Below are 21,627 nucleotides of genomic sequence, written 5' to 3'. Positions count from 1 at the left end.
ACGTGTCTCAGAAGTGGTAGACGTCGACGACGTGGTGGATGTAGTCGTTCTTCAGCACCACGGTCTTGCGCCGGATGAGCGGGCTCTCGCCCGAGAAGTCGATCGAGTAGAAGGAGGTCCCGTAGTAGGGGTCGATCGTCTTGTAGCGGAAGTACATGGTGTGCCAGTTGAAGCGCACGTCCACGACGTCACCGCGACGCTCGATCACCTCGACGTTGCTGATGTTGTGGCTGGTCCGCGGCTCGGGGATCGACGTGGCGCTGGAGCGCTCGGTGCGGATCCGGAAGACGCGATCCTCCAGACCGCCCTTGTTGGGGTAGTAGATGAGCGAGATCTCGGTCTGCGGGTCCTGGACCAGCTCGTCGTCGTCGGTCCACGCCGGCATCCAGTACTCGCAGTCGTCGGCGTAGCACTCGAGCCACTTCTCGAACTCGCGGTCGTCGAGGTAGCGCGCCTCGCGGTAGAGGAACTGCTCGAGGTCGTTCTGGGTGATCAGCGTGCTGCCTGCCACGGGGCTCGTCGTGCTGGTGGCGCTCATGCCTGGACCTCCGTGCCGTTCTCGCGCGCCACCGCGGCCCGCATCGTGTCGAGCCAGTAGCCGTGCTGGACGGGGTAGAGCCCCTCGTCCTCGTTCTTCACCCCGGCCGAGATCACGCCCGGCATCTCCAGCGCGAGGGCCACCTCGTCGGGACCGCTCAACCAGTGCTCGGCGCCGCGACTCATGTCGTTCCACGGCGCGGCGGTGGCCTGGAAGGTCAGCTGGCACGACCGGAACTCCTCGAGGTCGTCCGGCGTCGCCATGCCCGAGGCGTTGAAGAAGTCCTCGTACTGGCGGATCCGCCAGGCGCGCGACTCTGCCGACTCGCCCCTGGGGGCGATGCAGTAGATCGTGACCTCGGTCTGGTCCGGCGAGATCGGCCGGAAGTGGCGGATCTGGGTGGAGAACTGGTCCATCACGTAGACGTTGGGGTAGAGGCAGAGGTTGCGGCTGCCCTTGACCATGAACTCGCCCTTGGCGTCGCCGAACTTCTCCTTGAGCTCGTCGAGGCGGTCCCACAGGGGGCGGTCCTCGGGGTTTCCCGCCCAGGTCCACAGGCACAGGTGCCCGTTGGGGTAGGACCAGTAGCCACCTCCCGACTTCCCCCAGCTGCCGGCGTCGAGCGTCTTGGTGGTGTTGGCCGAGTCGCCGGTGTTGCGGCGCGAGGTGGTGGCCGCGTAGTTCCAGTGGGTCGCGGTGACGTGGTAGCCGTCGGCGCCGTTCTCGGCCTGCACCTTCCAGTTGCCGTCATAGGTGTAGGTCGACGAGCCGCGCAGCACCTCCAGCCCGTCCGGCGACTGGTCGACGAGCATGTCGATGACCTTGGTGGAGTCGCCGAGGTGGTCCTCGAGGCTGGACACGTCGGGGTTGAGCGAACCGAACAAGAAGCCCCGGTAGCTGTCGAACCGCGCCACGCGGGTCATGTTGTGGGACCCGTCGACGTCGAACGTCGCGGGATAGCCCGCCCCTTCGGGGTCCTTGACCTTGAGCAGCGTGCCGTCGTTGCGGAACGTCCAGCCGTGGAAGGGGCAGGTGAGCGTCGTACGGTTGTCGGTCTTGCGACGGCAGATCATCGCGCCGCGGTGCGCGCAGGCGTTGATGAGCAGGTTGAGCTCACCGTCCTGGCCGCGGGTGATCACGACCGGCTGGCGACCCATGTAGGTCGTGAAGTAGTCGCCCTTCTCCGGCACCTGGCTCTCGTGGGCGAGGTAGATCCAGTTGCCCTCGAAGATGTGCTTCATCTCCAGCTCGAAGACCTCCTCGTCGGTGAAGATCCGGCGGTTGGCGCGGTAGACGCCGGCGTCGTGGTCGTCGACCACCGCGTCGGCGAGCACCGACTCCACGTGGGAGAGCGTCTCGGTCATGGGGTCCTCCAACAGGTCCGAGGTGGATGAGGCCTCCGACCGTTCCACGGCGTGTCGGTCGTCACACGAGCCGAATGCCTAGGCCTGACCTAGGCACCTTTTGATCGCTGCGGCGTATCAATCAGCGCAAAACAAGTCCTTGTCATCGATGAATATCCAGACCTACCGTGAATCAATCACCGACGACGTGAGCGTCGTCACCACCCATCGCGAACCGGACGGAGGACCCATGGAGCTGCGCCACCTGCGCTACTTCGCCGCCGTCGCCGAGACCAGGCACTTCGGCCGCGCCGCCGAGCGGCTGCACCTCGCGCAGCCCGCGCTGTCCCAGGCCGTGCGCCAGCTGGAGGCCGAGCTCGGCACGCCGCTGTTCGTTCGCACGACCCGTCAGGTCAACCTCACTCCCGCCGGGGAGTTCCTGCGTGACGAGGCGGCCCGGATCCTGGCCGCGATCGACGACAGCGTCCGCGGCGTGCGCCGGATCGCCGAGGGCCGGCAGGGCCTGCTGCGGATCGCCTTCACGGGCACCGCCGCCCACACCCAGCTGCCCAGGATCGCGAGGGCCGTCAAGCGTGAGCTGCCGGGCCTCGCGCTGGAGATCCACGCCGACCTTCTCACGCCCGCCCAGGTCGCCGGGCTGACCGAGGGCAGCCTCGACCTCGGCGTGCTGCGGCCGCCCACGTCCGGCGACGCGCTGACGGTGCGTACGATCGCTCGCGAACCGCTCGTGCTGGCGGTGGCGGCCGACCACCGCCTGGCCAGCGAACCGGTCGTCTCCATGGTCGACCTCCGCACCGAGGACTTCATCGTCTTCGGCGGGGCCAGCTCGGTCGTCAACGACGCCGTCCTGCGCAGCTGCCGCGAGGCGGGCTTCACCCCGACCGTCGCGCACCACGCGCCGGGCACCACGGTGATGCTGCCGCTCGTCGCGGCCGATCTCGGTGTCGCGCTCGTCCCCGCCTCGGTGCGCGCGGCTCCGCTCGCTGGTGTCGTATTTCGCGACGTCCCCGACGCCGAGTCGCTCGACCTCGCGCTCGCCTGGCGCACCGGCGACGAGGACCCGGCCCTCCTGGCGGTCCTCGAGGTGCTGGAGACCGCAGGACTCTTCTCCCCGGTCGGCACCGACGCCGGCTCCACCCCCCAGCCCGACGAGGTCGTCCGATGAAGATCACGCAGGTCGAGGCGATCCCGTTCGCCATCCCCTACCGCAAGCCCCTGAGGTTCGCCAGCGGCGAGGTCCACGTCGCCGAGCACGTGCTCGTGCGGGTCACCACCGACGACGGCGTCGTCGGCGTGGCCGAGGCGCCGCCACGTCCCTTCACCTACGGGGAGACGCAGGCCAGCATCGTTGCGGTGATCGACTCGATCTTCGCCCCGGCGGTCGTCGGCCTCGACGTCGTCGAGCGCGAGCAGATCCATGCCCGCCTGTCGCGCACCGTCGGCAACCCCACCGCCAAGTCGGCGCTCGACATGGCGATCTGGGACGCCCTCGGTCAGTCGCTCGGCTACAGCGTCACCGACCTGCTCGGCGGCTACACCGACCGCATGCGCGTCTCGCACATGCTGGGCTTCGACGAGCCCGCAGCAATGGTCGCCGAGGCGGAACGGATGCGTGACACGTACGGCATCACCACCTTCAAGGTGAAGGTCGGCCGCCACCCGTTCACCCTCGACACCGCCGTCGTGCGAGCCCTGCGCGAGGGCCTGGGGGACGCTGTCGAGCTGTACGTCGACGGCAACCGCGGCTGGTCGGCGTCGGAGTCCGCGCGGGCGATGAAGGAGATGGCGGACCTCGGCCTCACCTTCGCCGAGGAGCTGTGCCCGGCCGACGACGTCCTGGGGCGGCGCTGGCTCGTGCGGCAGCTCGACGTCCCCTTCATCGCCGACGAGTCCGTCGTGACGCCCGCCGAGCTCACCCGCGAGATCCTCGGCGGCTCGGCGACTGCCGCCAGCATCAAGACCGCGCGCACCGGCTTCACGACCAGCCGTCGCGTGCACCACCTCGCCGAGGGCCTGGGCATCGAGCTCGTCATGGGCAACCAGATCGACGGCCAGCTCGGCTCCCTGTGCTCGGTCGCCTTCGGCTCGGCCTTCGAGCTGACCTCGCGCCGTGCCGGCGAGCTCTCCAACTTCCTCGACATGACCGACGACCTGCTGGCCGACCCGCTCGAGATCCGCGCGGGCGAGCTGGTCGCCCGGTCGGGCCCCGGCCTCGGGGCGCTCATCGACCCCGACAAGCTCGCACACTTCCGCCAGGACTGAAGACACCGACCTCCCGACCAGTCAGCACCCACCCACCACCCCACGCAAGGAGCAACACCATGAGCACCACCGTCCACGAGACCGCCACCGCGGCCGCGTCCGGCGCGAGCGCCACCGAGCGGTTCCACGCCGACAAGTCGCCGTACGACGCCGTCAAGGACGTCCCCACCGAGCGCGTCGACGCCATGGCCCGCGAGGTCCTCGAGGCGATCCACGCCACGGTCCGCAAGCACAAGATGACCTACGACGAGTTCAACGCCCTCAAGGCCTGGATGATCGACGTGGGCCAGGACGGTGAGTGGCCGCTGTTCCTCGACGTGTGGCTCGAGCACGTCGTGGAGGAGGTCAACACCGAGCACCGCGAGGGCAACAAGGGCTCGATCGAGGGCCCCTACTACGTGCCCAACGCCCCCGAGCAGGGTGCCGAGGGGACCATCCCGATGCGCGACGACGAGGGCGGCACACCGCTGACCTGGTCCGGCAGGATCACCTCCACCGACGGCTCGGTCCTCGGCGGCGCCAAGGTCGAGCTGTGGCACGCCGACGCAGACGGCTTCTACTCCCAGTTCGCACCCGGCATCCCGGAGTGGAACCTCCGCGGCACCTTCACGACCGGCGAGGACGGCACGTTCGCGATCCACACCGTCCAGCCCGCGCCCTACCAGATCCCGACCGACGGCTCGTGCGGCAAGCTCATCAAGGCCGCCGGCTGGCACGCCTGGCGCCCGGCGCACCTGCACGTCAAGGTCTCCGCACCTGGTCACGAGCTCCTGACCGCGCAGCTCTACTTCCCCGGCGACGAGCACAACGACGACGACATCGCCTCCGCGGTCAAGCCGGAGCTGATCCTCGACCCGCAGCACCACGACGACGGGACCGCCACCGTCACCTACGACTTCGTCCTCGACCCCGAGAAGGCCTGACCAGATGCTCTACCACGTTCGCATGGACGTCCGGATCCCCCACGACATGGACCCCGAGGTCAAGGCCGACCTCGTCACCCGGGAGAAGGCATTCGCGCAGGAAGTCCAGCACTCCGGTCGCTGGCCACACCTGTGGCGGGTCGTCGGGGAGTACGCCAACGTCTCGATCTTCGACGTCGAGTCCAACGACGCCCTCCACGACCTGCTCGCGGGCCTGCCGCTCTTCCCCTACATGGACATCACGGTGACGCCCCTCGCCGTGCACCCCAGCGACGTCAACGCCTGATCCACGGAAGGGTCGGTCCGATCTGGACCGTGCCGTCGGTGCGCCAGTTGCGGATCGTCGTGACGGGCACGCGGAGGTACTCGGCGAGCTCCTCGATGCTCAGCAGCGGCTCCAGGCCGCTCAGTGCGCTGTGGTGGTCTCCATGACCGTGGGGTGCGCCGTGGGGGCTCGCGTGGCCCCATGAGCACCCGCCCGCACCCGGACGTCGCCGAGTACATCGAGCGGGTCACCGACACGTTCGAGCCCTTCGTGGGCGTGAGCGCTGCCCCGGGAATCCCGTTGGGCCGACCCGGGGAGTCCGACGACATCGCCTTGTTGCTGGGTGCCGAGGCCAGCGATGTCACCGGGGCCGCCGGCATCCGGGCGGCGGGTGGACTGTGACCCCGGATCGAGGTCGCGGTGGTCGCCCGGTGGTCCCGCCCATGCGGAAGGCCCTCACAGTCAGACTGTGAGGGCCTTCCGAACTATGTAGCGGGGGGACGCCGCAGACCTGCGAGTCCTTGGTTGACCGTCGCCACATCCCCGCGCTGCTTGGTGCCTGCGAGGGCATCTGCCACCCGTTGGTCATGACCGGATCGAACCACACAGCCCAGACACTGCGATGCCGCGGAAGACGCTTCGGCCATGCGGGCGCTTGAACGCGTCCCGTCGGTTGGAGAAGGTTCTCGGACCCGCACGGCGGACGACGAGGTGATGCTAGGGATCAGCGATCGACGAAGGAGCGGTGCGCGCGTCAGCGACGGACCTCGCAGGAGCCGAGCTCCTCGCCGTTCAAGCAGCGGTCCCGACCACCTCTCCCGGACAACCGGTCGCGACCAGGACCGCCGTCGAGCATGTCGGCGAACCGGCCGCCCTCGAGCAGGTCTCGACCTCCGCGGCCGAAGGCGCTGACCCTGAGCCGCGACCGGTGAGACGGGAGTACCCACTCGTCCGCTGCGCTTCCGAGGAACGTCAGCCGGCCGGGCGGCGCACCGATGACGAAGATCTCGAAGCCGCGAAGGTCAAGGACCGTGCGGCGGTTGATGGAGAACCGCTTGTGGGGGACGTCCACCTTCAAGTGCAGTCCCGATGCGAACACGGACGTCGGAAGCGTCAGCCACAGCTTGTTGCCTCCGCTTCCGCCGTCAATCCTCGAGCGCGTCCTCGAGACGAGCTCCAGCCAGAGCTCGTCGTACTCGGCGCCGCCCGACATCGTGGTGCCACTCGTACCGCGAAGCCGGTCCCTTCCTGCACCGCCCCTCAAGGTCGACTGCGGCCCCCCACTCAATGAGTCGTCGCCCTCGCCGCCCTTGATCTGGTCGGTGCCCGCGCCGCCGCCGATGGAGTCATTGCCCGAGCCGCCGTCGGCCCTGTCGTCACCGCGAGAGTCTCCGTCGAGCGTGATGACGTCCTTCCGTGCTCTCCCCTCGACCACGTCGTTCCCGCCGCCCGCCACTATGAAGTCCTTGGCATCCGACCCTAGAAGCACGTCGTCGTACGGCGACCCGATGATGCCCGCAGACAGATCGGGCACGGGAACGACGATCACGTCTGTCCCATCGCCAGTGGCGGTGCCGGCCGCAAGGTCGACCGACACCGGTCCCGGAGCACCGGCGAAGGACACCTGGTCGAAGCGGGGATAACCGGGGTCGGCGTAGAAGGCGCCGCCGCGCGAGTCCTGATCTGCGCCCAGGTCGACGTAGTCGTCGCCCGGTCCGGGCACCACCACGTCGCCGAAGTACCCATCCTCGTCCGGGACGTAGTCATCATCCAGGCCCCCGAACAGCCGGTCGTCCCCAGGGCCGCCGGCGAGCACATCTGCCCCGGCCAGTCCGCAGATCACGTCGGCCCCGGCGCCGCCGTCGATCCTGTCCCGACCCTCCGAGCCGACGATGACGTCGTCGCCCGGGGTCCCGGCCACCGGAGCGGTGCTGTCCCAAGGACTCGACACAGCTGGGAGCACGATGGTGGCGGCCCTCCCGTCGCAGGTCTCGCCGACTGCCCAGGCTGGAGTTGCGGTCACTGGCGCGAAGGCGACAACGAGGAGCAGGGCGCTCGAACCCACTGCGGAAACACGCTTCATGGCAATGCCCCATCACTCGACCGATGGGACGAGGTTAGGGACGCGGGAGTGGCAGCGCACAGAGCCGAAGGTCCCGGCGATGGCCGGGGCGAGCACGCCATCCCTCTCGAAACCCACGTGCGACGCTCCTGCCAGAGGAACAGATGGTTGCGCACATGCGAGAGGCCCCCACAGTCAGACTGTGAGGGCCTCTCGGATTTGTAGCGGGGGCAGGATTTGAACCTGCGACCTCTGGGATACACCCGTAGTGCGCTGAGCGCCTGTCGTCGTTTGACACTGTTTAACGGTTCTCGCGGATGACCTGCGCAAACGCCACACGCACGACTTCACCGTATGACACTGGCTGATTCGATTTGCGGCCAAATCCGCCCACTTTTCGCCCACCTTCAAGTTTCCGGCCCTGCGCAGGCAGGCCCCGATGGGGTGGGCGGAAACGTCGTTCGACTTTCCAATCGTTGCGCCCCACGGGGGCCACAACAAGCGGCTCTTCACAATCCAGGGTGTAGTCGAGGTCTGATGAAGCGCCCCAGGTTTGATGCCGCTCCTGTTTGAGTCCAGGAGGATGAGCAGCATGCCGAAGAAGATCGATGAAGAACTCAAGGCCAGAGCCGTACGACTGGTCAACGACCACCAGGGCGAGTACTCCTCGCTCACGGCCGCAGCGGCGGTCGTGGCCAAGCAGCTCGGGGTCGGCAAGGAGTCCGTGCGTCGCTGGGTGATCCAGTCCCAGATCGACGGTGGCCAGCGTGCCGGGGCCAGCAGTGAGGAGCTGGCTGAGATCAAGGCGCTGAAGGCCGAGAACCGTCGGTTGCGTGAGGACGTGGAGATTCTGCGCGGGGCAACAACTTTCTTCGTCGGGGAACTCGACCCCCGCAACCGCTGATCATGGGCTTCATCGACACCATGAGAAGCCAGGGTTACGCGGTCGAGTCGATCTGCCGGGTCCTGCGCGAGCAGGCCTGCCAGATCGCCGCGCGGACCTACCGGGCCTGGAAGCAGGCAGGACGTGTCATCGCGCCCAGGACCGTGTCCGATGCCCAGGTCGTCGACGCGGTGCGCGACATCGCCTGGACGACGAAGGCCGACAGCGATGGCGTCCTGGTGCGCAAGCTGGCCCCTGAGGGGCTCTACGGGCGCCGGAAGATGACGGCCTACCTGCGTCGCACCACGGCGCCAGAGGCGTCAGCGGGCAGCGTGGACCGGGCGATGCGGACCCTGGGGCTTTCCGGGGTCAGGCGTGACAAGGGCATCCGGACCACGATCCCGGCCAAGGACGGGACCCGGGCCGGGGACCTTCTCGACCGTGACTTCACCGCAGCGGCACCGAACCGGACCTGGGTCACGGATTTCACATATGTGAGGACCTGGGCGGGGTTCACCTACGTCGCGTTCATCGTCGACGTATACGCGCAGCGGATCGTGGCCCGGCACGCTGCCACGACCAAGCAGACCGATCTGGTGATGATCCCGCTGCGGATGGCGCTGTGGCAGCGCGACCACGAGGGACACCCCACCGAGCCCGGCGAGCTGATCCACCACTCGGACGCCGGGTCTCAATACACATCGGTTCGGCTGACCGAGCACCTCGCGCTCGAGGAGATCCGGCCCTCGATCGGAACGGTCGGCGATGCGTATGACAACGCGCTGATGGAGTCGATCAACGGGCTCTACAAGGCCGAGTGCATCCGCACGCTCGTGTTCCACGACGGCCCCTACAAGACGATCGCCGACGTCGAGTACGCCACCGCCGGCTGGGTCGACTGGTACAACAACCGAAGGTTCCACTCGACCTTGGGAAACATCCCGCCCGTCGAGTACGAGCAAGCCCACTACGCTGCTCTCAACCGAGAGCCGCACCCCGTATAGGAACGGCCGAGAACCTGGGGCGCTTCATCGTAAGAAGGTCGACCTCAAGGTCGCTGCTACGCCCCACAAGATAGATCGGCGGGGCAAGCCCGGGTACCCGGAGGAAGGTGAAACCCAGACCACCGCCCATCCCGAAGACCAGACCTTCGCTCGGTACCTCCTCCCAGCCGAGACCGGCCCACTCTAGGAGGTCTCTCAGCGCTCCGGAACCGCAACGACCGGCCTCACGGTGGGGATAGTCCAGCAGGACCCGCCGCGGCTCCGGCTGTCGGGGTAGGAACTCAGCTGACATGGCAACTCCTGGATCGGCTCGCAGCGCTCTGTGCGTACGCCGGTGGGTCGGGCGCGGCGGGTTCCGCGACTCTACATTTCGCTGAGGCACGCAGGGGCTCGCGGTCGACGGCGGTCGTGACGGCTGGTGCAGGTCACGATTCGAGGGACAGGAACCGGACGGCGACTTCGGAGATCTTGCGCGCCGTCGCGGTGCGGTCCCACTTGGGGAGCGCCAGATGACTGACCGTCAGGCGCACCATGGTGTCGGCCGCGTCGATGACGTCGTCTGGGGGAAGACTCGGGTAGCTCTCCGCCACCCATGCGGCTAGGGTGTCGGAGGCGAGGTCGTGAAGCCGCGCGGATGTCGTGAGCAGCGGGAGCATCCCTGTGGACGCCTGACTGCCCGCACCCAGGTCGCGGTTGGAGATGAGCACTGCCTTGAGCAGGGGGCTGCGTTCGGCCTCGTTCAAGGTGTAGTCGACGGCTGCTGCGATGCCGCGTTTCGCATCGCCGATGTGTGCCTCCAGCGCCTTCTGGATGCCCTCCAGGAAGCGCGAGGCCTCGCGGAGCACGAGGGCTTCTCCAAGGCCGGCCTTGTCACCGAACTCCTTGTAGAGCGCCGCTCGCGACACCCCGGCACGATCCGCCACCTCCCCCATGCGCACCCGGTCCCAGCCGCGGTCGACGATCAGGTCGTGGGCAGCCTCGAGGACAGCGGCGCGCATATGCTCCCTGAACCGTTCGCGCATGGAGGGTCCCCGCATGTCAGAGAGGTTAGCGATTCGTGTCTCGCGACCGACTCGCGTCACTGACCTGGACACGCCCGCACGCTACCTAGCGTGCTCGTCGGCCAGTTGGTCGACCATGACGGCGAGGGTGTCCTGAAGCCTCTGCACCCCTACAGCGACTGCCGTCGCCCTCGGCAACTCTCGGAGGTCCTCGAGTTGCACCGGGTCCCCGACCAGCAGGGTGACCCGACGGCGGCGGCGGCCCAGCACCACCCTCCCTTCGTAGGCTGGCACGATCGCCTGCACCCCCCATTGAGCAACGGGAATCAATGGAGCCGACGTCTCGAGTGCGATGCGCACGGCCCCGGGCTTGAGCGACATCAGACGTCCATCCGGTCGCTTCGTGATCGATCCTTCTGGGTAGACGACGACAAGGGCGCCACGGTGTACGGCTTCGATCGCGGGGTAGATCCCAGCTCGGCCGTTGCAGCGATCGACCTCGACGTGGCCGGCCGACCGGAACCACCAGCCGACTGCTCTACTGTGAAACAGGCTCGCCTTGGCCATGAACCGGGGGGTCCGGCCCTGGGCGAGGATCATCTCCCCCAGGAACAGCGGGTCGGCCTGGGAGACATGGTTGGCCGCCAGCACCGCGCCTCCCGACCCGGGCAGGCGCTCCGTACCGCGCCAGTCCGCTCTCCTGCCCAGCAGCAGCAGCAGCGGTTTGCAGACGAGCAACGCCAACCACCACGCAGGCCCGCGGGCGTCTCTGGGGACGCGTCTCACGCCCGCGGACCGACCCGAGTCACGCAAGTCCGGAACGATAGGCAGGACTCCCATCGCCGTCCAGACCGTCGACCTCCAAGCCATCCTTGCTCACCTCGGCGGGCAATGGCTCGATGGTGACCACGACCAGCGGTCACTGCGGCTTCTCACACCGCCACCTCCGCTGTCAGGGCGGCCATGTCGACCGCGGTCGCCTGGGTGAGCATGCGTTTGGTGGTCATGAAGTCTCGGGGACGGTTGACACAGTCAGCGGCTATCGGCTCGCCCTTCCGGAGGTAGTAGCAGGTGAAGTCGCGGTCACGGGTCGGGTCACCGCTCAGGGCGATGTCGTCATAGCCGGTGTTGAGTCCCGCGATCTGGAGCTTGAGGTCATACTGGTCCGACCAGAACCACGGGAGCGCCGCCACCTCCTTGTCATGTCTACAGATGGTCGCCGCTGCCACCTTGGCCTGCTCCACTGCACTCGGGACCGACTCCAGCCTGATTCGTCGGCCGTAGCGGGGGATGTCCTGCGACGTACAGTCCCCGGCCGCCACGATGTCAGGGTCACTGGTGCGGGCGTGGGCGTCGATGACGATGCCGTCGTCCACGACCAGGCCGGCTGCCTCGGCGAGTTCGATGGTGGGCTCGATCCCGATCCCGACGATCACAAAATCCGCTCGGACCGACTCGCCACTGGCCAGCACCACCTCTCGCACGCGGGTGTCGCCGACCAGGGCCTCTACCGAGGCGTTCGTCCTCACGTCGACGCCCTCTTGTTGGTGGATCCGCGTAAAGAAGGCCGACACCTCAGGGGCAGTGACCCGCTCGAGGACCCGGTCTGCGGCCTCGAGGACTGTGACGTGGAGGCCCAACGAGCGCAGCGAGGCGGCGGTCTCCAGCCCGATGTACCCACCACCCACGATGACGGCGTTGCGCCCGGGGATCGCGTCCTCGCGGATCCGCTCCACGTCCGACGACCGACGCAGGGAGTGCACCCCGTGGAGGTCGGCACCCTCGGCGCGGAGACGTCGGGGGTGCGCTCCCGTGCACAGAGCAAGAGCGTCATAGGACAAGCGGTCCCCGGTGCGGAGCACGAGCTCGCCCGCCGACCGGTCGATCTCCTGCACGCTGGCAGTCACGCGCTCGACGTCCTGCTTGACGTAGAAGTCCTCCGACCGGATGGCCAGCTCCTTCAGCGAGCACTTCCCGGCCAGATATGCCTTCGACAACGGAGGCCTTTGGTACGGCAGCGCCGACTCGTCACCGACCAGCACGATCTCACCCGACCAACCCTCTCGGCGGAGGCTGGTGACCAGCTGCACCCCGGCATGGCTGGCGCCGACCACCACCGCGCGCCCTGAGCTCATCCGCTGCCCTTGGGGGTGAGCTCGACCATCAGCTTGCTGATGCCGCGAACAAAGTTGGACTGCACGTACTGCGGCTCCCCGACCACATCGATCCTCTCGAAGCGCGGGAGCAGCTCCTCCCAGAGGATCCGCAGCTGCAGCTCGGCCAACCGGTTGCCCATGCACCGATGCACGCCGAAGCCGAAAGCGATGTGGTTGCGGGCGTTGCGACGGTCGATGATCAGCTCGTCCGGCCGCTCGAACACCGTCTCGTCGCGGTTGCCGGACGCGTACCACATCACCACCTTGTCGCCCTTGCGGATGAACTGACCGTTCAGCATGGTGTCGGTCTTCGCGATCCGCCGCATGTACGCGAGCGGCGTCTGCCAGCGGATGATCTCCGAGACCATGTTCGGGATCAGGTCCGGATTGGCCTTGAGCTTCTCGAACTGGTCGGGGAACTGATTGAGTGCAAGAACTCCGCCGCTCATCGAGTTGCGTGTGGTGTCGTTGCCGCCCACGATCAGCAGAACAAAGTTGCCGATGAACTCCATCGGACGCTTGATCAGGTCCTTGGTGCTCTCATCGCTCTGCAGCATCGTGACCAGGTCGAACCCGGGCTCTTCGCCGGCCGCGAGCCGGGCGGCCTTGTCGTGCCAGAGTTCAGTGAGTCCTCGCGCCATCTCGAGCATGCCCCGGAACAGCTCGTCATTGTCGGTAGTGGCGGGGCCGCCGTTGGTCTGCTCCATCGAGGTTGCCAGGTCCGACCACTCGACGAGCTTGTGGCGCTCCTCGAAGGGGAAGTCCAACAGCGTGGCCAGCATGCGGGCGGTCAGCTCGATCGACACCGTGCTCACCCAGTCGAACGGTTCGTTGACGGGCAGGTTGTCCAGGACGTCCCTGACGCGCTCGCGAATGAGGTCCTCCATCTCGTGGAGGTTCTTCGGTGCGACGACACCTTGTACGGCGCGCCGCTGTATGTCGTGCTTGGGTGGGTCCATGGCGATGAACATCGCGACGTCCATGAACCGCGGGGGTGTTCCGATGACGATGAGAGGCTCGGCGGAGAAGACCTCGTGGTTCTTGTCCACCGCCATGATGTCGGCGTGACGCGTCACCGACCAGAACGGGCCGAAGGGACTGTGGGGCTGGTAGTGGACCGGAGCCTCGTTGCGCAGACGTTCGAAGTAGGACGCCCACCGCCCCTGTCGGTAGAGGAACGGGTTGCTGAGGTCGATCTCGGCGAGGGGGACCGCTTCGACCGGCGGGATCCGGGCCTCGACGAACATCGGCCCGTTCGCGCCGGTGAGCCAACGCCGGCCCTTGTCGTAGAGGCGCGCGCCCTGGATCTGTCGCTCCAGGGGGATGGCGGACTCGACCTTCGTTTTCACTGTTTCTGGGATCTTCACTTCTGGGAACTTCATCGGGCTTGACCCTCCTGCTACATCTGGAACTCGGGCAACTGCACCGTCAAGCCGTCCCACGATTCGCAGACCTTGACTTGGCACGACAGGCGAGACGTCGGCTGTCGCTCGGGGTTCATCGACAGCATCTCCTCCTCCTCGGGACCGGACCGGCCGACCTTGTCGGCCCAGGCGGGATCAACGATCACGTGGCAGGTGCCGCATGCGGCCTCGCCGCCGCAGTCGGCATCGATGCCCGGGATGGCGTTGTTCGTCGCCACCTGCATCAGCGAGCTGCCCTCCTCGAGCGGGGCCTCGTGCTGCTCCCCATCGTGCGACATGAAGGTGACCACTGCCATCGACAATTCTCCTGCCTTTGCCTACCGGATAGACGTTTCGATGATGATTGTTGTCGACTGTCCACGGCAAAGCCATGTCGTATCGTGTCAGTATGTTGTGAATTCGGATCACGAGAGGATTGCCTGTGAGGACAGACGAGCCAGGCGTCCCGTCGCTGGCCTTCGTGCAACTGCTAAGCAGTCCGGCGATCGACGCGGACGCCGTCGAGCGTTTTCGCGTCATCATGGCGCGCGAGGGAACCGGTGAGCTGGCTCTCATCCAGACCCAGGGCGAGGGACCGCTGCGGTGGTTCCGCGAGGTCTATCCCGACCTCGACGTCGAGCAGGCCACCCGGCTCGGGATCGCCTGCGCAGAACACGCGCAGCTCACATCCTTCGGACCGTTGAGTGTCCCGTTGGTTAGCGCGTGCACCGTCGAAGAAGTCGTGGAGCTGCTGGCCTATCTGCCCTTGATCACCAACGCGGTCACCACGCAGTTCCAACCGCAGCAGGACGACCTGACGATCCGGCTGTCGGGGAACGCAGGCGATCCCGATCTCGACTGTCTGGTCGTCACCTACTGCGGACTGGCACTCATACGCTTGATCGACCTGGTGGTCGTCGAGGCCTCGGAGGCAACCATGCACAGCCACTGGCCGGAGCCGAGCGTGCTACCCCGAGAGGCCGAGATCCGGTCCCGGCTCGACTTCGACGCCCCCTTCTCCTACCTGCACATGCCCGCGAGGACGCTTCAGGCTGCCTGCCGCTTTCCCGACCCGATCTCCTACGGACTCGCCGTCACCGAGCTCCAGCAGGCGCTCGCGCGCCGAGCCGACACCCCGGAGTTCACCCGCAGAGTCTGGGCGTTGCTCGACGACGGGTCCGGGGCAAGGACGATTCAGTCCGTCGCGGACGAGTTCTCGATGTCCTCGAGCACCCTGAAACGGCGCCTCGCCGCTGAGGGGACCAGTTTCCGCGAGCTGCTGCAGCAGTCGATGGTCGACCGCGCCAGGAAGCGGCTTCTCGACCCCTCCACGTCGGTCGGCGAGGTCGCCAACGAGCTCGGCTACAGCGATCTCACCAACTTCTCGCACGCCTTCAAGAAATGGACCGGCAGCTCACCGAGCCACTTTCGACGTGAGCACGAGGTCCGTTGAGGCGAGAGTGCTCAGTCCGAGCTCCCTGACGGGTCCACGGGTGCATGCTCGGTGGCCTCTCTGGCGTCGGCAGGAGCAATGAAGGCGTCGTCGGCAACCCCGACGCCGGGGGCCATGCGGCCGTAGGTCAGGTCGAGCGCCGTCAGGATCCGGTCCAGCGGGAGGTCGTCGAAGCTGCCGTGGTCCCGCACGTACTCCATGTGCCGGGTGCCGTCGGACGTGAAGGCGTGCATGAGCGCGTCGCTCTGTCCGTCGAAGTCCACCGGGGGCACATCGAAGCGCTCGCACAGCTCGACATTGAAGGCCGGCGTCGCCTTCAACCATCGCCCGTCCAGGTGGACGCTGCAGTACCCGTGGTACACGAACAGGTCCGTGCCACCCATGACGGCCCGCAAGGTATCGGTCTGCAGGTGGTTGCGGACGTCGGCGAAGCCCAGCCGGGCAGGGATGCCCGCGGCCCGCAGCGCCGCGGTCAGTAGCACCGCCTTGGGAACGCAGTAGGCGCGGCCCGTCTCGAGCACGTAGCTGGCCCGGTAGTGCTCACGATCTCGGGCAACCGAGTAGGGGTCGTACCAGACTCTGTCCCGAACGGCCGCGAAGAGCAGGCTCGCCCGCTCACGCGGACTCGACGCGCCGGCGATCACGTGCTGTGTGAAGTCGCGCACCGGAGCGCTGTCGTGATCGAGGAAGAAGGTCGCCTCGAGGTGCGGTCCCGCCGTCGGCGTCATCGCCGCCGCCAGGCGGTCGTCTGCCTTCCCGACTTCGACGTCCATGCTTCGGCCTCCTCTACCCACGCGGCTGCGCACGGTGCGCGCCGTCCACACGCTGGAGCGGTCCTCATCGGACGCTCAAGTAACTGTCGTCGTCGATGCCGAGCCCGACGCTGTCAGCGAGATCGCGCAGGATCAACCACACCTGGTGCGCGATCCGCGCAACGACCTCGTCCTGCGACTCGTCGTGGTGGTCGAGCCACCAGATGATCCCGGCATCGACCATACCCATCAGCCCGGCCATGACCCCGTCCGGAAGGTCGACCTCGACCTCGGGGGTGCGCAGGTACGCCGACGCGGCGGCCACCACCTCCCCCAGGAACCGCGTGCGACCCAGCCTGGCCCGATGCGTCTCCTTGTCCTGCTGGCGCACAGCCATGAAGCGATAGAGGTTCGGATGCTCGGCCGCCCACCCGAGTGCAGCCCCGATCACACCCCGGATGATGGCAGGGGCGGTGCCACTGACCTGCATCGCGGGCCGAACGGTGTCGATGAGTTGGTCCGCCGCGAACCGCAGCACCTCGCCGGCGAGATCCGCTTTGCTGTCGAAGTGGCGGTAGACGTGGGGCCGCGCCACGCCTGCGCGTTCGGCGATCTGAGCGGTGCCGACCCCGGCGCCGTACTTCTCGATCGCGTCAGCCGCCGCCACCACTATCTGTTCGCGCCGCGGAGCTCGATGGGAGTCGTGCGCAGTGGACCGGCGCACGACGGCCGTGTCCACCCACCTCGCGAGATCCACGACCGCAACATAACCCACGGGGCTGGCGCGGGTACAGGACGTACCCGTAGCCTGCGGTACAGGTTGTACCCGGTACCCATTAGCTCTGGAGGACCCATGCCCGGCCGCCGTTCGCCCTGGATGACCCAGGATCTCGACGACTTCCGCCAGCTCGCCCGCACGTTCTGCGAGAAGGAGATCAAGCCCAACATCGAGCGGTTCATCGACCAGAAGCGCGTCGACCGCGAGCTGTGGATCCGCGCCGGCGAGCTGGGCCTGTTGTGTACGTCGATCCCGGAGGAGTACGGCGGGGGCGGCGGCACGTTCTTCCATGAGGCGATCCTCATCGAGGAGCAGGCTCGCATCGGTGACAGCAGCTGGGGAGCAGCGCTGCACAGCGGCATCGTCGCGCACTACCTGCTGCACTACGGCACCGAGGAGCAGAAGCAGCAGTGGCTGCCCAAGATGGCCTCCGGCGAGGTCGTGACCGCCATCGCGATGACCGAGCCCGGCACCGGTTCCGACCTCCAGGGGATCAAGACCAAGGCAGTCCGAGAAGGCGATGACTACGTCGTCAACGGCGCGAAGACCTTCATCACCAACGGCTATCACGCCGACATGGTGCTGGTCGCCTGCAAGACCACCCCCGATCAGGCCGCTGCGGGCGTCTCGTTGGTCATCGTGCCGAGCAGCTCCGAGGGCTTTCGGCGCGGTCGGGTCCTGGACAAGATCGGCCTGAAGGGCCAGGACACCTGCGAGCTGTTCTTCGATGACGTACGCGTGCCTGCCGGCAACCTGCTCGGCACCGAGGAGGGTCAGGGCTTCATCCAGCTCATGATGCAGCTGCCGCAGGAGCGGCTCATCGTCGCCGTGAGCTGCGCCGCGTCGATGGACTTGATGCTGGACCTGACGCATGAGTACACCCTTACGCGCGAGGCGTTCGGCAAGCCGATCTTCGGATTCCAGAACACCAAGTTCAAGCTCGCCGAGGTCGCCACCGAAGCCCGCGTCACCCGCGCCTTCATCGACGAGTGTCTCGACCTGCACGTCAAGGGCGAGCTGGACATCCCGACCGCCGCGATGGCGAAGTACTGGTCCTCGGAACGGGCTCAGCAGGTCGCTGACACGTGTCTGCAGCTCCACGGCGGCTACGGCTACATGGAGGAGTATCCGATCGCGCGCGCGTGGACAGACCTGCGGATCAGTCAGATCTACGCCGGCACCACCGAGATCATGAAGGAGATCATCGCCCGGTCCCTGCCGAAGCCCGGCTGAGCCGCCGGGCCGCCGGGCCGCTCGGTCAGAGACGCAGGGGCCGGATCGGGGCGAAGACCAACGACGGATCGGCGAGCCACTCCTCGGTCGCCATCACGTCGACGTAGAACTCGATCTGGTGCCCGTCGGGGTCGGCGATGTAGAGCGAGTGGGTGACCGTGTGGTCGCTGGCCCCTGGATCGGCACCCCGTGCTCGGTCAGGTGACGCACGACCTCGCGCAGGTCGTCGTCGCTGTCGGCGACCTTCAGCCCGAACTGGTACAGCCCCACACGGCGCCCCGGAGGCATCGGCGCCGCCGCCGAGCCCACCTCGATCAGCAACAGCTCGTGGTGGGTGCGTCCGGAAGAGAACGCCGCCGCGGGGACCGGCAGGGGCACCTCCCCGCGGATCTCGTTCCACCCGAGCACGTCTCGGTAGAACCGCCGGGACCGATCCAGGTCGCGGACCTAGAGCACCGGGTGGCCGAGCTCGTGGATGCGCATGATGGTCGGCTCCGATCTCTCGGCCGGTCAGGCCGGACCGCTCACGTGCGTACTCGAACGATGCGGTCACGATCCGGGAGACCAGCTCTGCCTCCTCCTCATCGCGGGGTGCGTAGACCAGCACCGCGCCCGAGGTGATCAGGCCGCGGCGGGCGACCGGGTGTTGCTCCGCCCACCCTGCCTCGACCACGCGGGAGGCGACAGCGGGCGGCAGCACCAGGTGAAGTGAGTGGTCCGGGGCGGGGTGCAGGTGAGCGAACTCGGTGCCCACCATGAAGGCCTCGGGCGGGCCCTGCGCGGCGTCTGCCGGCAGGGTCATGGCGCGCGCTCCGGGGACCGAGATCATGCTGGGGCGCCAGACCACTCCCGGCAGCAGCTGGGCGAACCTCTCCTCCAGGAGGCGGCGCGGCCGATCGTCGTCAGGTTGCTGGTCGAGCTGGGTGTGCGGATTGCTCGGAGTGGTGCGCGGCCTGGCGCCGGCGCGGGCGGGCAGGTCGACCAGCGAGCCGGTCACAGCGTGAGCACCGGGCCGAGCACCAGGCCGAACTCGCCACCCGCGGAGGCGAAGAAGGCAAACAGGGCCAGCGCGGCGCCCGCGAGGGATAGCTCCTTGAGGGAACTGGGTTGCCCGTTCACCTTGCTCACCGGGTCGGTCTCGCGCCAGGCTCCCAGGTCGGGCCAGACGCCGACGGACACCATGAGGCCACGCAGGATGATCACGGCACCGGTGAAGGGCACCATCAGCCCAGCCGCCGGCACACCCCTGCTCACCGCGTGGTCGGTCATCATCTCCCGGCGCTCAGGAGCATCAGCGCGAAAGGGTCCGGCCGATGGGGACGAACGTCCACGAGACCCTCCTCGTATGGAAGTATGCACTTACTCTGTGGTAAGCGACTCTAGGGTTTCCATCCCAGTCACGTCGTGGCAAGGGTCGAGGGGGCCGGCGACTCGTGGGTCGCGGAGGTTGGCTGCATGGACGAGAGGGAGAGCTACTGACCGATCTTCCACCGCGCGGTCGAGTTGATCAGGGGCCGCTGGAACGGCACGATCATCCGCGCACTGCCGACGGCGTGGAGCGCCTCGGCGAGATCCGCTCGAGAGTTCCCGGGCTCACTGACCGGCTCGTCGCCCAGCGGCTTCGGGAGCTCGAGCGCGAGGGCGTGGTGGAACGTGCCTACACCGCCGCCACCGTGCCGGCACTACACGCTGACGGCCGGGGGCCACTCACTGGCGCCGGTGATCGAGTCGATAGCCCCGTTGGCTGTCACGTGGGGGGCCTCCCAGATCCGCGGCGCACGGCGAACAGCCGCCGACAACGCAGCCATAGAGTCGTTCTTCGCGCTGCTGCAGAAGAACGTCCTCAACCGACGAGCATGGCCGACGCGTGAGGAGCTGCGGATCGCCATCGTGACCCCGCCCCGGACGTTTGACCCCGGTCGAATACGAGCTGAGCATGAAGCCCTACGCGACCCAAGCGGCCTAACGACGCTGTCCACCCGATCGTGCAGCAGTCCCTACCGTCTAATGGTGCCGCCGCGCCCGGCCGTGCCGATCCCAGGTCAAGCGAAGAGAAGGACGAGATGCCCCGCGACACACGCCGGCTTACCATGACCCTCAATCTCGACTGTGTGCTCGACGACGAGCTGCTTGCCCGTCGGGAGATCGCGGATTTCGCCGAATCGCACGTGCGAGCGTAGGCGACTATCGACCGGGACCGGTGCCGGAAACCTCACCCTTTCGAGTCCGTAGTTCAGTCGGGCACCCGGCGTCTCAAGCGCGAACACCTGCGACGCGAAGTGGGAGAGCAGGCTCAGGGTGAGAAAGCCGTGCGCGATCGTCTTCCCGAAGGGCCCCGCAGCGGCCGCGTCCGCATCGACGTGGATCCACTGGTAGTCCAGCGTGGCGTCGGCGAAGGCGTCAATGCGGGCCTGATCGACGACGAACCATTCGCTGGTGCCGATGTCGGTAGCAGCAGCCGCGGCGACGTCGTCCAGCGTGGTGAAGATGCGCATGCCACTACGATAGTCGGAACCTCGGATGGCGCTGGCAGGTCTCCAAGCCGCGGACGCCCAACCATACGGGATCCACGTTCGCCCGGTGCAGGGAAGGAACTCAGTAGTGGTGTCTCACCTCAGCCTGACGCACCGGGATCCGCCACCGGGCCCAACCCAACCTGACCTGACCTACCTCCTGGGTTCCAGATTCGGTGGCTAACCGACGGCCTTCACGAAAGGCTGAGAGCCATGCCTCGTCCCTATCCGCCGGAGTTCCGGGCGCGCGCCATCGCGCTGGTCCGGGCCGGCAAGCAGGCCAAGCAGACCGCGGTCGAGCTCGGCATCCATCCAGTCACGCTGTCGAAGTGGCTGCGCCAAGACGACATCGACAACGGGCTGCGCCCAGGAGTTCCCTCGAGCGAGTCCGCTGAGCTGCGAGCTGCTCGTCGCCGGATCCAAGAGCTCGAAACCGAACTGGGGATCGTTCGGCACGCCGCGAAGTTCCTCGGCGAGGACAAGCCCCGCCCAAAAGGCTCTACCCGGTGATCGAGCGACTCGTCGACGCCGGGGCTCCGGTCGACACGTGCTGCCGGATCCTCGGGGTCACGCGGCAGTCCTACTACAAGCACAAGCGAACTCCCAGCACACCCAGACAGCTGCGCCGCGAGTGGCTCACCGGCCTCATCCGCGAGGTCCACGTCGCGTCCAGGGGCACCTACGGCTATCGGCGGATCCATGCCGAGCTCACCATGGCGATGGGGATCCAGGTCTGCCAGCGGACTGTCTCGGTCCTGATGACGCAGGCGGGGATCTACGGCCTGCCCGGGCCTACCCGCGTCAACCGCCTGCGTGGCGTCGTGACCGCAGACGACTTGGTGAACAGGAAGTTCCACCGGATCAGGCCCAACGAGCTGTGGGTCACCGACATCCAATGCCGACGTCGGCATTGCAGGTCCTATGCCGACCTCCGGACTATGCCGATGTTGCTCACGGTCGTGCAGGTCAGCGACGGGCGGAGGACTGGAAGGTCGGCATAGTCCCGGCGTCGTGATCACGCTTCAGGCACACGGAGT

At 67.4% G+C, this 21,627-nt stretch carries 23 protein-coding genes and 4 pseudogenes; 11 read left to right on the top strand and 16 right to left on the bottom strand.

From position 1 onward, the window contains the following. Positions 1-7: 7 nt before the first annotated feature. On the bottom strand, positions 8-538 hold the full coding sequence (benB, locus tag AC57BS_RS00475; protein ID WP_496409586.1) for a benzoate 1,2-dioxygenase small subunit: 531 nt from the start codon (positions 536-538) through the stop codon (positions 8-10). Further along, positions 535-1,902 carry a benzoate 1,2-dioxygenase large subunit gene (benA, locus tag AC57BS_RS00470; RefSeq protein ID WP_496409585.1) on the bottom strand — a complete coding sequence of 456 codons (1,368 nt, stop codon included), beginning with the start codon at positions 1,900-1,902 and terminating at the stop codon, positions 535-537. Before benA ends, benB begins: the two co-directional genes overlap by 4 nt. 148 nt (positions 1,903-2,050) lie before the next feature. Here benA and AC57BS_RS00465 point away from each other — a divergent pair, with 148 nt between their 5' ends. Genes AC57BS_RS00465 through catC form a run of 4 tightly spaced genes read left to right on the top strand, consistent with a single transcriptional unit; the run spans position 2,051 to position 5,373 of the window. Beyond that, entirely contained in the window at positions 2,051-3,067 is a 1,017-nt protein-coding gene (locus AC57BS_RS00465; protein WP_496409584.1) for a LysR substrate-binding domain-containing protein, read from the top strand. Next, positions 3,064-4,164 carry a mandelate racemase/muconate lactonizing enzyme family protein gene (locus AC57BS_RS00460; RefSeq protein ID WP_496409583.1) on the top strand — a complete coding sequence of 367 codons (1,101 nt, stop codon included), beginning with the start codon at positions 3,064-3,066 and terminating at the stop codon, positions 4,162-4,164. Before AC57BS_RS00465 ends, AC57BS_RS00460 begins: the two co-directional genes overlap by 4 nt. A 59-nt stretch (positions 4,165-4,223) precedes the next feature. Then, a complete protein-coding gene (catA, locus tag AC57BS_RS00455; protein ID WP_496409582.1) occupies positions 4,224-5,087 on the top strand; it encodes a catechol 1,2-dioxygenase in 864 nt (287 codons plus the stop codon). A gap of 4 nt (positions 5,088-5,091) precedes the next feature. Next, positions 5,092-5,373 (top strand): muconolactone Delta-isomerase, encoded by a 282-nt coding sequence (catC, locus tag AC57BS_RS00450; RefSeq protein ID WP_496409581.1) that lies wholly within the window; start codon positions 5,092-5,094, stop codon positions 5,371-5,373. On the opposite strand, the gene AC57BS_RS00445 is transcribed toward catC, so the two are convergent. Further along, positions 5,363-5,470 carry a helix-turn-helix domain-containing protein gene (locus AC57BS_RS00445; protein ID WP_496409659.1) on the bottom strand — a complete coding sequence of 36 codons (108 nt, stop codon included), beginning with the start codon at positions 5,468-5,470 and terminating at the stop codon, positions 5,363-5,365. The genes catC and AC57BS_RS00445 overlap by 11 nt on opposite strands. Positions 5,471-5,553: 83 nt before the next feature. Between AC57BS_RS00445 and AC57BS_RS00440 the strand changes: the two genes are divergently transcribed. Then, positions 5,554-5,754, top strand: a complete 201-nt coding sequence (locus tag AC57BS_RS00440; RefSeq protein ID WP_496409580.1) for a hypothetical protein — start codon at positions 5,554-5,556, stop codon at positions 5,752-5,754. 352 nt (positions 5,755-6,106) lie between these two features. On the opposite strand, the gene AC57BS_RS00435 is transcribed toward AC57BS_RS00440, so the two are convergent. Beyond that, positions 6,107-7,435 (bottom strand): calcium-binding protein, encoded by a 1,329-nt coding sequence (locus AC57BS_RS00435; protein ID WP_496409579.1) that lies wholly within the window; start codon positions 7,433-7,435, stop codon positions 6,107-6,109. A 571-nt stretch (positions 7,436-8,006) separates the two neighbouring features. Between AC57BS_RS00435 and AC57BS_RS00430 the strand changes: the two genes are divergently transcribed. Then, a protein-coding gene (locus AC57BS_RS00430; protein WP_496409578.1) for an IS3 family transposase occupies positions 8,007-9,301 on the top strand; the annotation gives its coding sequence in 2 pieces (ribosomal slippage) (positions 8,007-8,280 and positions 8,280-9,301; 1,296 coding nt in all). Here the strand turns inward: AC57BS_RS00430 and AC57BS_RS00425 are convergent. From AC57BS_RS00425 to AC57BS_RS00400, 6 genes are all read right to left on the bottom strand, one after another. Next, the gene (locus AC57BS_RS00425; protein ID WP_496409577.1) at positions 9,276-9,593 is read right to left on the bottom strand and encodes a BtrH N-terminal domain-containing protein; all 318 of its coding nucleotides are present in this window, start codon (positions 9,591-9,593) and stop codon (positions 9,276-9,278) included. The genes AC57BS_RS00430 and AC57BS_RS00425 overlap by 26 nt on opposite strands. A gap of 133 nt (positions 9,594-9,726) precedes the next feature. Next, the gene (locus AC57BS_RS00420) at positions 9,727-10,323 is read right to left on the bottom strand and encodes a TetR/AcrR family transcriptional regulator (RefSeq protein ID WP_496409576.1); all 597 of its coding nucleotides are present in this window, start codon (positions 10,321-10,323) and stop codon (positions 9,727-9,729) included. Between the two features lie 81 nt (positions 10,324-10,404). Next, positions 10,405-11,046 (bottom strand): lysophospholipid acyltransferase family protein, encoded by a 642-nt coding sequence (locus AC57BS_RS00415; RefSeq protein ID WP_496409575.1) that lies wholly within the window; start codon positions 11,044-11,046, stop codon positions 10,405-10,407. 188 nt (positions 11,047-11,234) lie between these two features. After that, positions 11,235-12,437, bottom strand: a complete 1,203-nt coding sequence (locus tag AC57BS_RS00410; protein ID WP_496409574.1) for an NAD(P)/FAD-dependent oxidoreductase — start codon at positions 12,435-12,437, stop codon at positions 11,235-11,237. Next, entirely contained in the window at positions 12,434-13,840 is a 1,407-nt protein-coding gene (locus AC57BS_RS00405) for a cytochrome P450 (RefSeq protein ID WP_496409573.1), read from the bottom strand. Before AC57BS_RS00405 ends, AC57BS_RS00410 begins: the two co-directional genes overlap by 4 nt. Before the next feature lie 17 nt (positions 13,841-13,857). Beyond that, the gene (locus tag AC57BS_RS00400; RefSeq protein ID WP_068121188.1) at positions 13,858-14,178 is read right to left on the bottom strand and encodes a 2Fe-2S iron-sulfur cluster-binding protein; all 321 of its coding nucleotides are present in this window, start codon (positions 14,176-14,178) and stop codon (positions 13,858-13,860) included. A 125-nt stretch (positions 14,179-14,303) separates the two neighbouring features. Between AC57BS_RS00400 and AC57BS_RS00395 the strand changes: the two genes are divergently transcribed. Beyond that, a complete protein-coding gene (locus AC57BS_RS00395; protein WP_496409572.1) occupies positions 14,304-15,314 on the top strand; it encodes an AraC family transcriptional regulator in 1,011 nt (336 codons plus the stop codon). Positions 15,315-15,325: 11 nt separating this feature from the next. Here AC57BS_RS00395 and AC57BS_RS00390 read toward each other — a convergent pair whose 3' ends face one another. Together AC57BS_RS00390 and AC57BS_RS00385 are read right to left on the bottom strand one after the other, a co-directional pair. Next, positions 15,326-16,087: a transglutaminase-like domain-containing protein gene (locus AC57BS_RS00390; RefSeq protein ID WP_496409571.1), complete on the bottom strand. Its 762-nt coding sequence runs from the start codon at positions 16,085-16,087 to the stop codon at positions 15,326-15,328. 64 nt (positions 16,088-16,151) lie between these two features. Then, entirely contained in the window at positions 16,152-16,823 is a 672-nt protein-coding gene (locus AC57BS_RS00385) for a TetR/AcrR family transcriptional regulator (RefSeq protein ID WP_496409570.1), read from the bottom strand. 120 nt (positions 16,824-16,943) lie between these two features. Between AC57BS_RS00385 and AC57BS_RS00380 the strand changes: the two genes are divergently transcribed. Continuing rightward, entirely contained in the window at positions 16,944-18,077 is a 1,134-nt protein-coding gene (locus tag AC57BS_RS00380) for an acyl-CoA dehydrogenase family protein (protein WP_496409569.1), read from the top strand. 93 nt (positions 18,078-18,170) lie between these two features. Here the strand turns inward: AC57BS_RS00380 and AC57BS_RS00375 are convergent. The 3 genes and pseudogenes from AC57BS_RS00375 to AC57BS_RS00365 all read right to left on the bottom strand — a co-directional run. Beyond that, positions 18,171-18,524 (bottom strand): annotated as a pseudogene (locus AC57BS_RS00375) (VOC family protein); the annotation flags it as partial. 106 nt (positions 18,525-18,630) lie between these two features. After that, positions 18,631-18,834: pseudogene (locus AC57BS_RS00370) on the bottom strand (luciferase domain-containing protein); the annotation flags it as partial. Positions 18,835-19,070: 236 nt separating this feature from the next. Further along, positions 19,071-19,349, bottom strand: a complete 279-nt coding sequence (locus AC57BS_RS00365; RefSeq protein WP_496409568.1) for a hypothetical protein — start codon at positions 19,347-19,349, stop codon at positions 19,071-19,073. 161 nt (positions 19,350-19,510) lie between these two features. On the opposite strand from AC57BS_RS00365, the gene AC57BS_RS00360 reads away from it, so the two are divergent. Beyond that, positions 19,511-19,948 (top strand): winged helix-turn-helix transcriptional regulator, encoded by a 438-nt coding sequence (locus tag AC57BS_RS00360; protein WP_496409567.1) that lies wholly within the window; start codon positions 19,511-19,513, stop codon positions 19,946-19,948. After that, positions 19,872-20,043 (top strand): annotated as a pseudogene (locus AC57BS_RS00355) (IS3 family transposase); the annotation flags it as partial. The gene AC57BS_RS00360 and the pseudogene AC57BS_RS00355, both read left to right, overlap by 77 nt. Before the next feature lie 76 nt (positions 20,044-20,119). Here the strand turns inward: AC57BS_RS00355 and AC57BS_RS00350 are convergent. Further along, positions 20,120-20,572: a MaoC family dehydratase gene (locus AC57BS_RS00350; protein ID WP_091193139.1), complete on the bottom strand. Its 453-nt coding sequence runs from the start codon at positions 20,570-20,572 to the stop codon at positions 20,120-20,122. 231 nt (positions 20,573-20,803) lie between these two features. Between AC57BS_RS00350 and AC57BS_RS00345 the strand changes: the two are divergent. Next, a pseudogene (locus tag AC57BS_RS00345) lies at positions 20,804-21,483 on the top strand (IS3 family transposase); the annotation flags it as partial. Positions 21,484-21,627 lie beyond the last annotated feature (144 nt).

Source organism: Nocardioides sp. BGA-UO-ETr-FS32, assembly GCF_059567905.1.
This window is presented reverse-complemented; position numbering and strand designations above follow the sequence as displayed.

Coding starts and splice junctions, on each gene's coding strand:
- benB (WP_496409586.1), bottom strand. CDS start 538: ATGAGCGCCACCAGCACGACGAGCCCCGTGGCAGGCAGCACGCTGATC.
- AC57BS_RS00435 (WP_496409579.1), bottom strand. CDS start 7,435: ATGAAGCGTGTTTCCGCAGTGGGTTCGAGCGCCCTGCTCCTCGTTGTC.
- catA (WP_496409582.1), top strand. CDS start 4,224: ATGAGCACCACCGTCCACGAGACCGCCACCGCGGCCGCGTCCGGCGCG.
- AC57BS_RS00465 (WP_496409584.1), top strand. CDS start 2,051: ATGAATATCCAGACCTACCGTGAATCAATCACCGACGACGTGAGCGTC.
- AC57BS_RS00460 (WP_496409583.1), top strand. CDS start 3,064: ATGAAGATCACGCAGGTCGAGGCGATCCCGTTCGCCATCCCCTACCGC.
- AC57BS_RS00420 (WP_496409576.1), bottom strand. CDS start 10,323: ATGCGCGAACGGTTCAGGGAGCATATGCGCGCCGCTGTCCTCGAGGCT.
- AC57BS_RS00350 (WP_091193139.1), bottom strand. CDS start 20,572: ATGCGCATCTTCACCACGCTGGACGACGTCGCCGCGGCTGCTGCTACC.
- AC57BS_RS00425 (WP_496409577.1), bottom strand. CDS start 9,593: ATGTCAGCTGAGTTCCTACCCCGACAGCCGGAGCCGCGGCGGGTCCTG.
- AC57BS_RS00380 (WP_496409569.1), top strand. CDS start 16,944: ATGACCCAGGATCTCGACGACTTCCGCCAGCTCGCCCGCACGTTCTGC.
- AC57BS_RS00390 (WP_496409571.1), bottom strand. CDS start 16,087: ATGGACGTCGAAGTCGGGAAGGCAGACGACCGCCTGGCGGCGGCGATG.
- AC57BS_RS00410 (WP_496409574.1), bottom strand. CDS start 12,437: ATGAGCTCAGGGCGCGCGGTGGTGGTCGGCGCCAGCCATGCCGGGGTG.
- catC (WP_496409581.1), top strand. CDS start 5,092: ATGCTCTACCACGTTCGCATGGACGTCCGGATCCCCCACGACATGGAC.
- AC57BS_RS00400 (WP_068121188.1), bottom strand. CDS start 14,178: ATGGCAGTGGTCACCTTCATGTCGCACGATGGGGAGCAGCACGAGGCC.
- AC57BS_RS00405 (WP_496409573.1), bottom strand. CDS start 13,840: ATGAAGTTCCCAGAAGTGAAGATCCCAGAAACAGTGAAAACGAAGGTC.
- AC57BS_RS00365 (WP_496409568.1), bottom strand. CDS start 19,349: ATGATGACCGACCACGCGGTGAGCAGGGGTGTGCCGGCGGCTGGGCTG.
- benA (WP_496409585.1), bottom strand. CDS start 1,902: ATGACCGAGACGCTCTCCCACGTGGAGTCGGTGCTCGCCGACGCGGTG.
- AC57BS_RS00440 (WP_496409580.1), top strand. CDS start 5,554: ATGAGCACCCGCCCGCACCCGGACGTCGCCGAGTACATCGAGCGGGTC.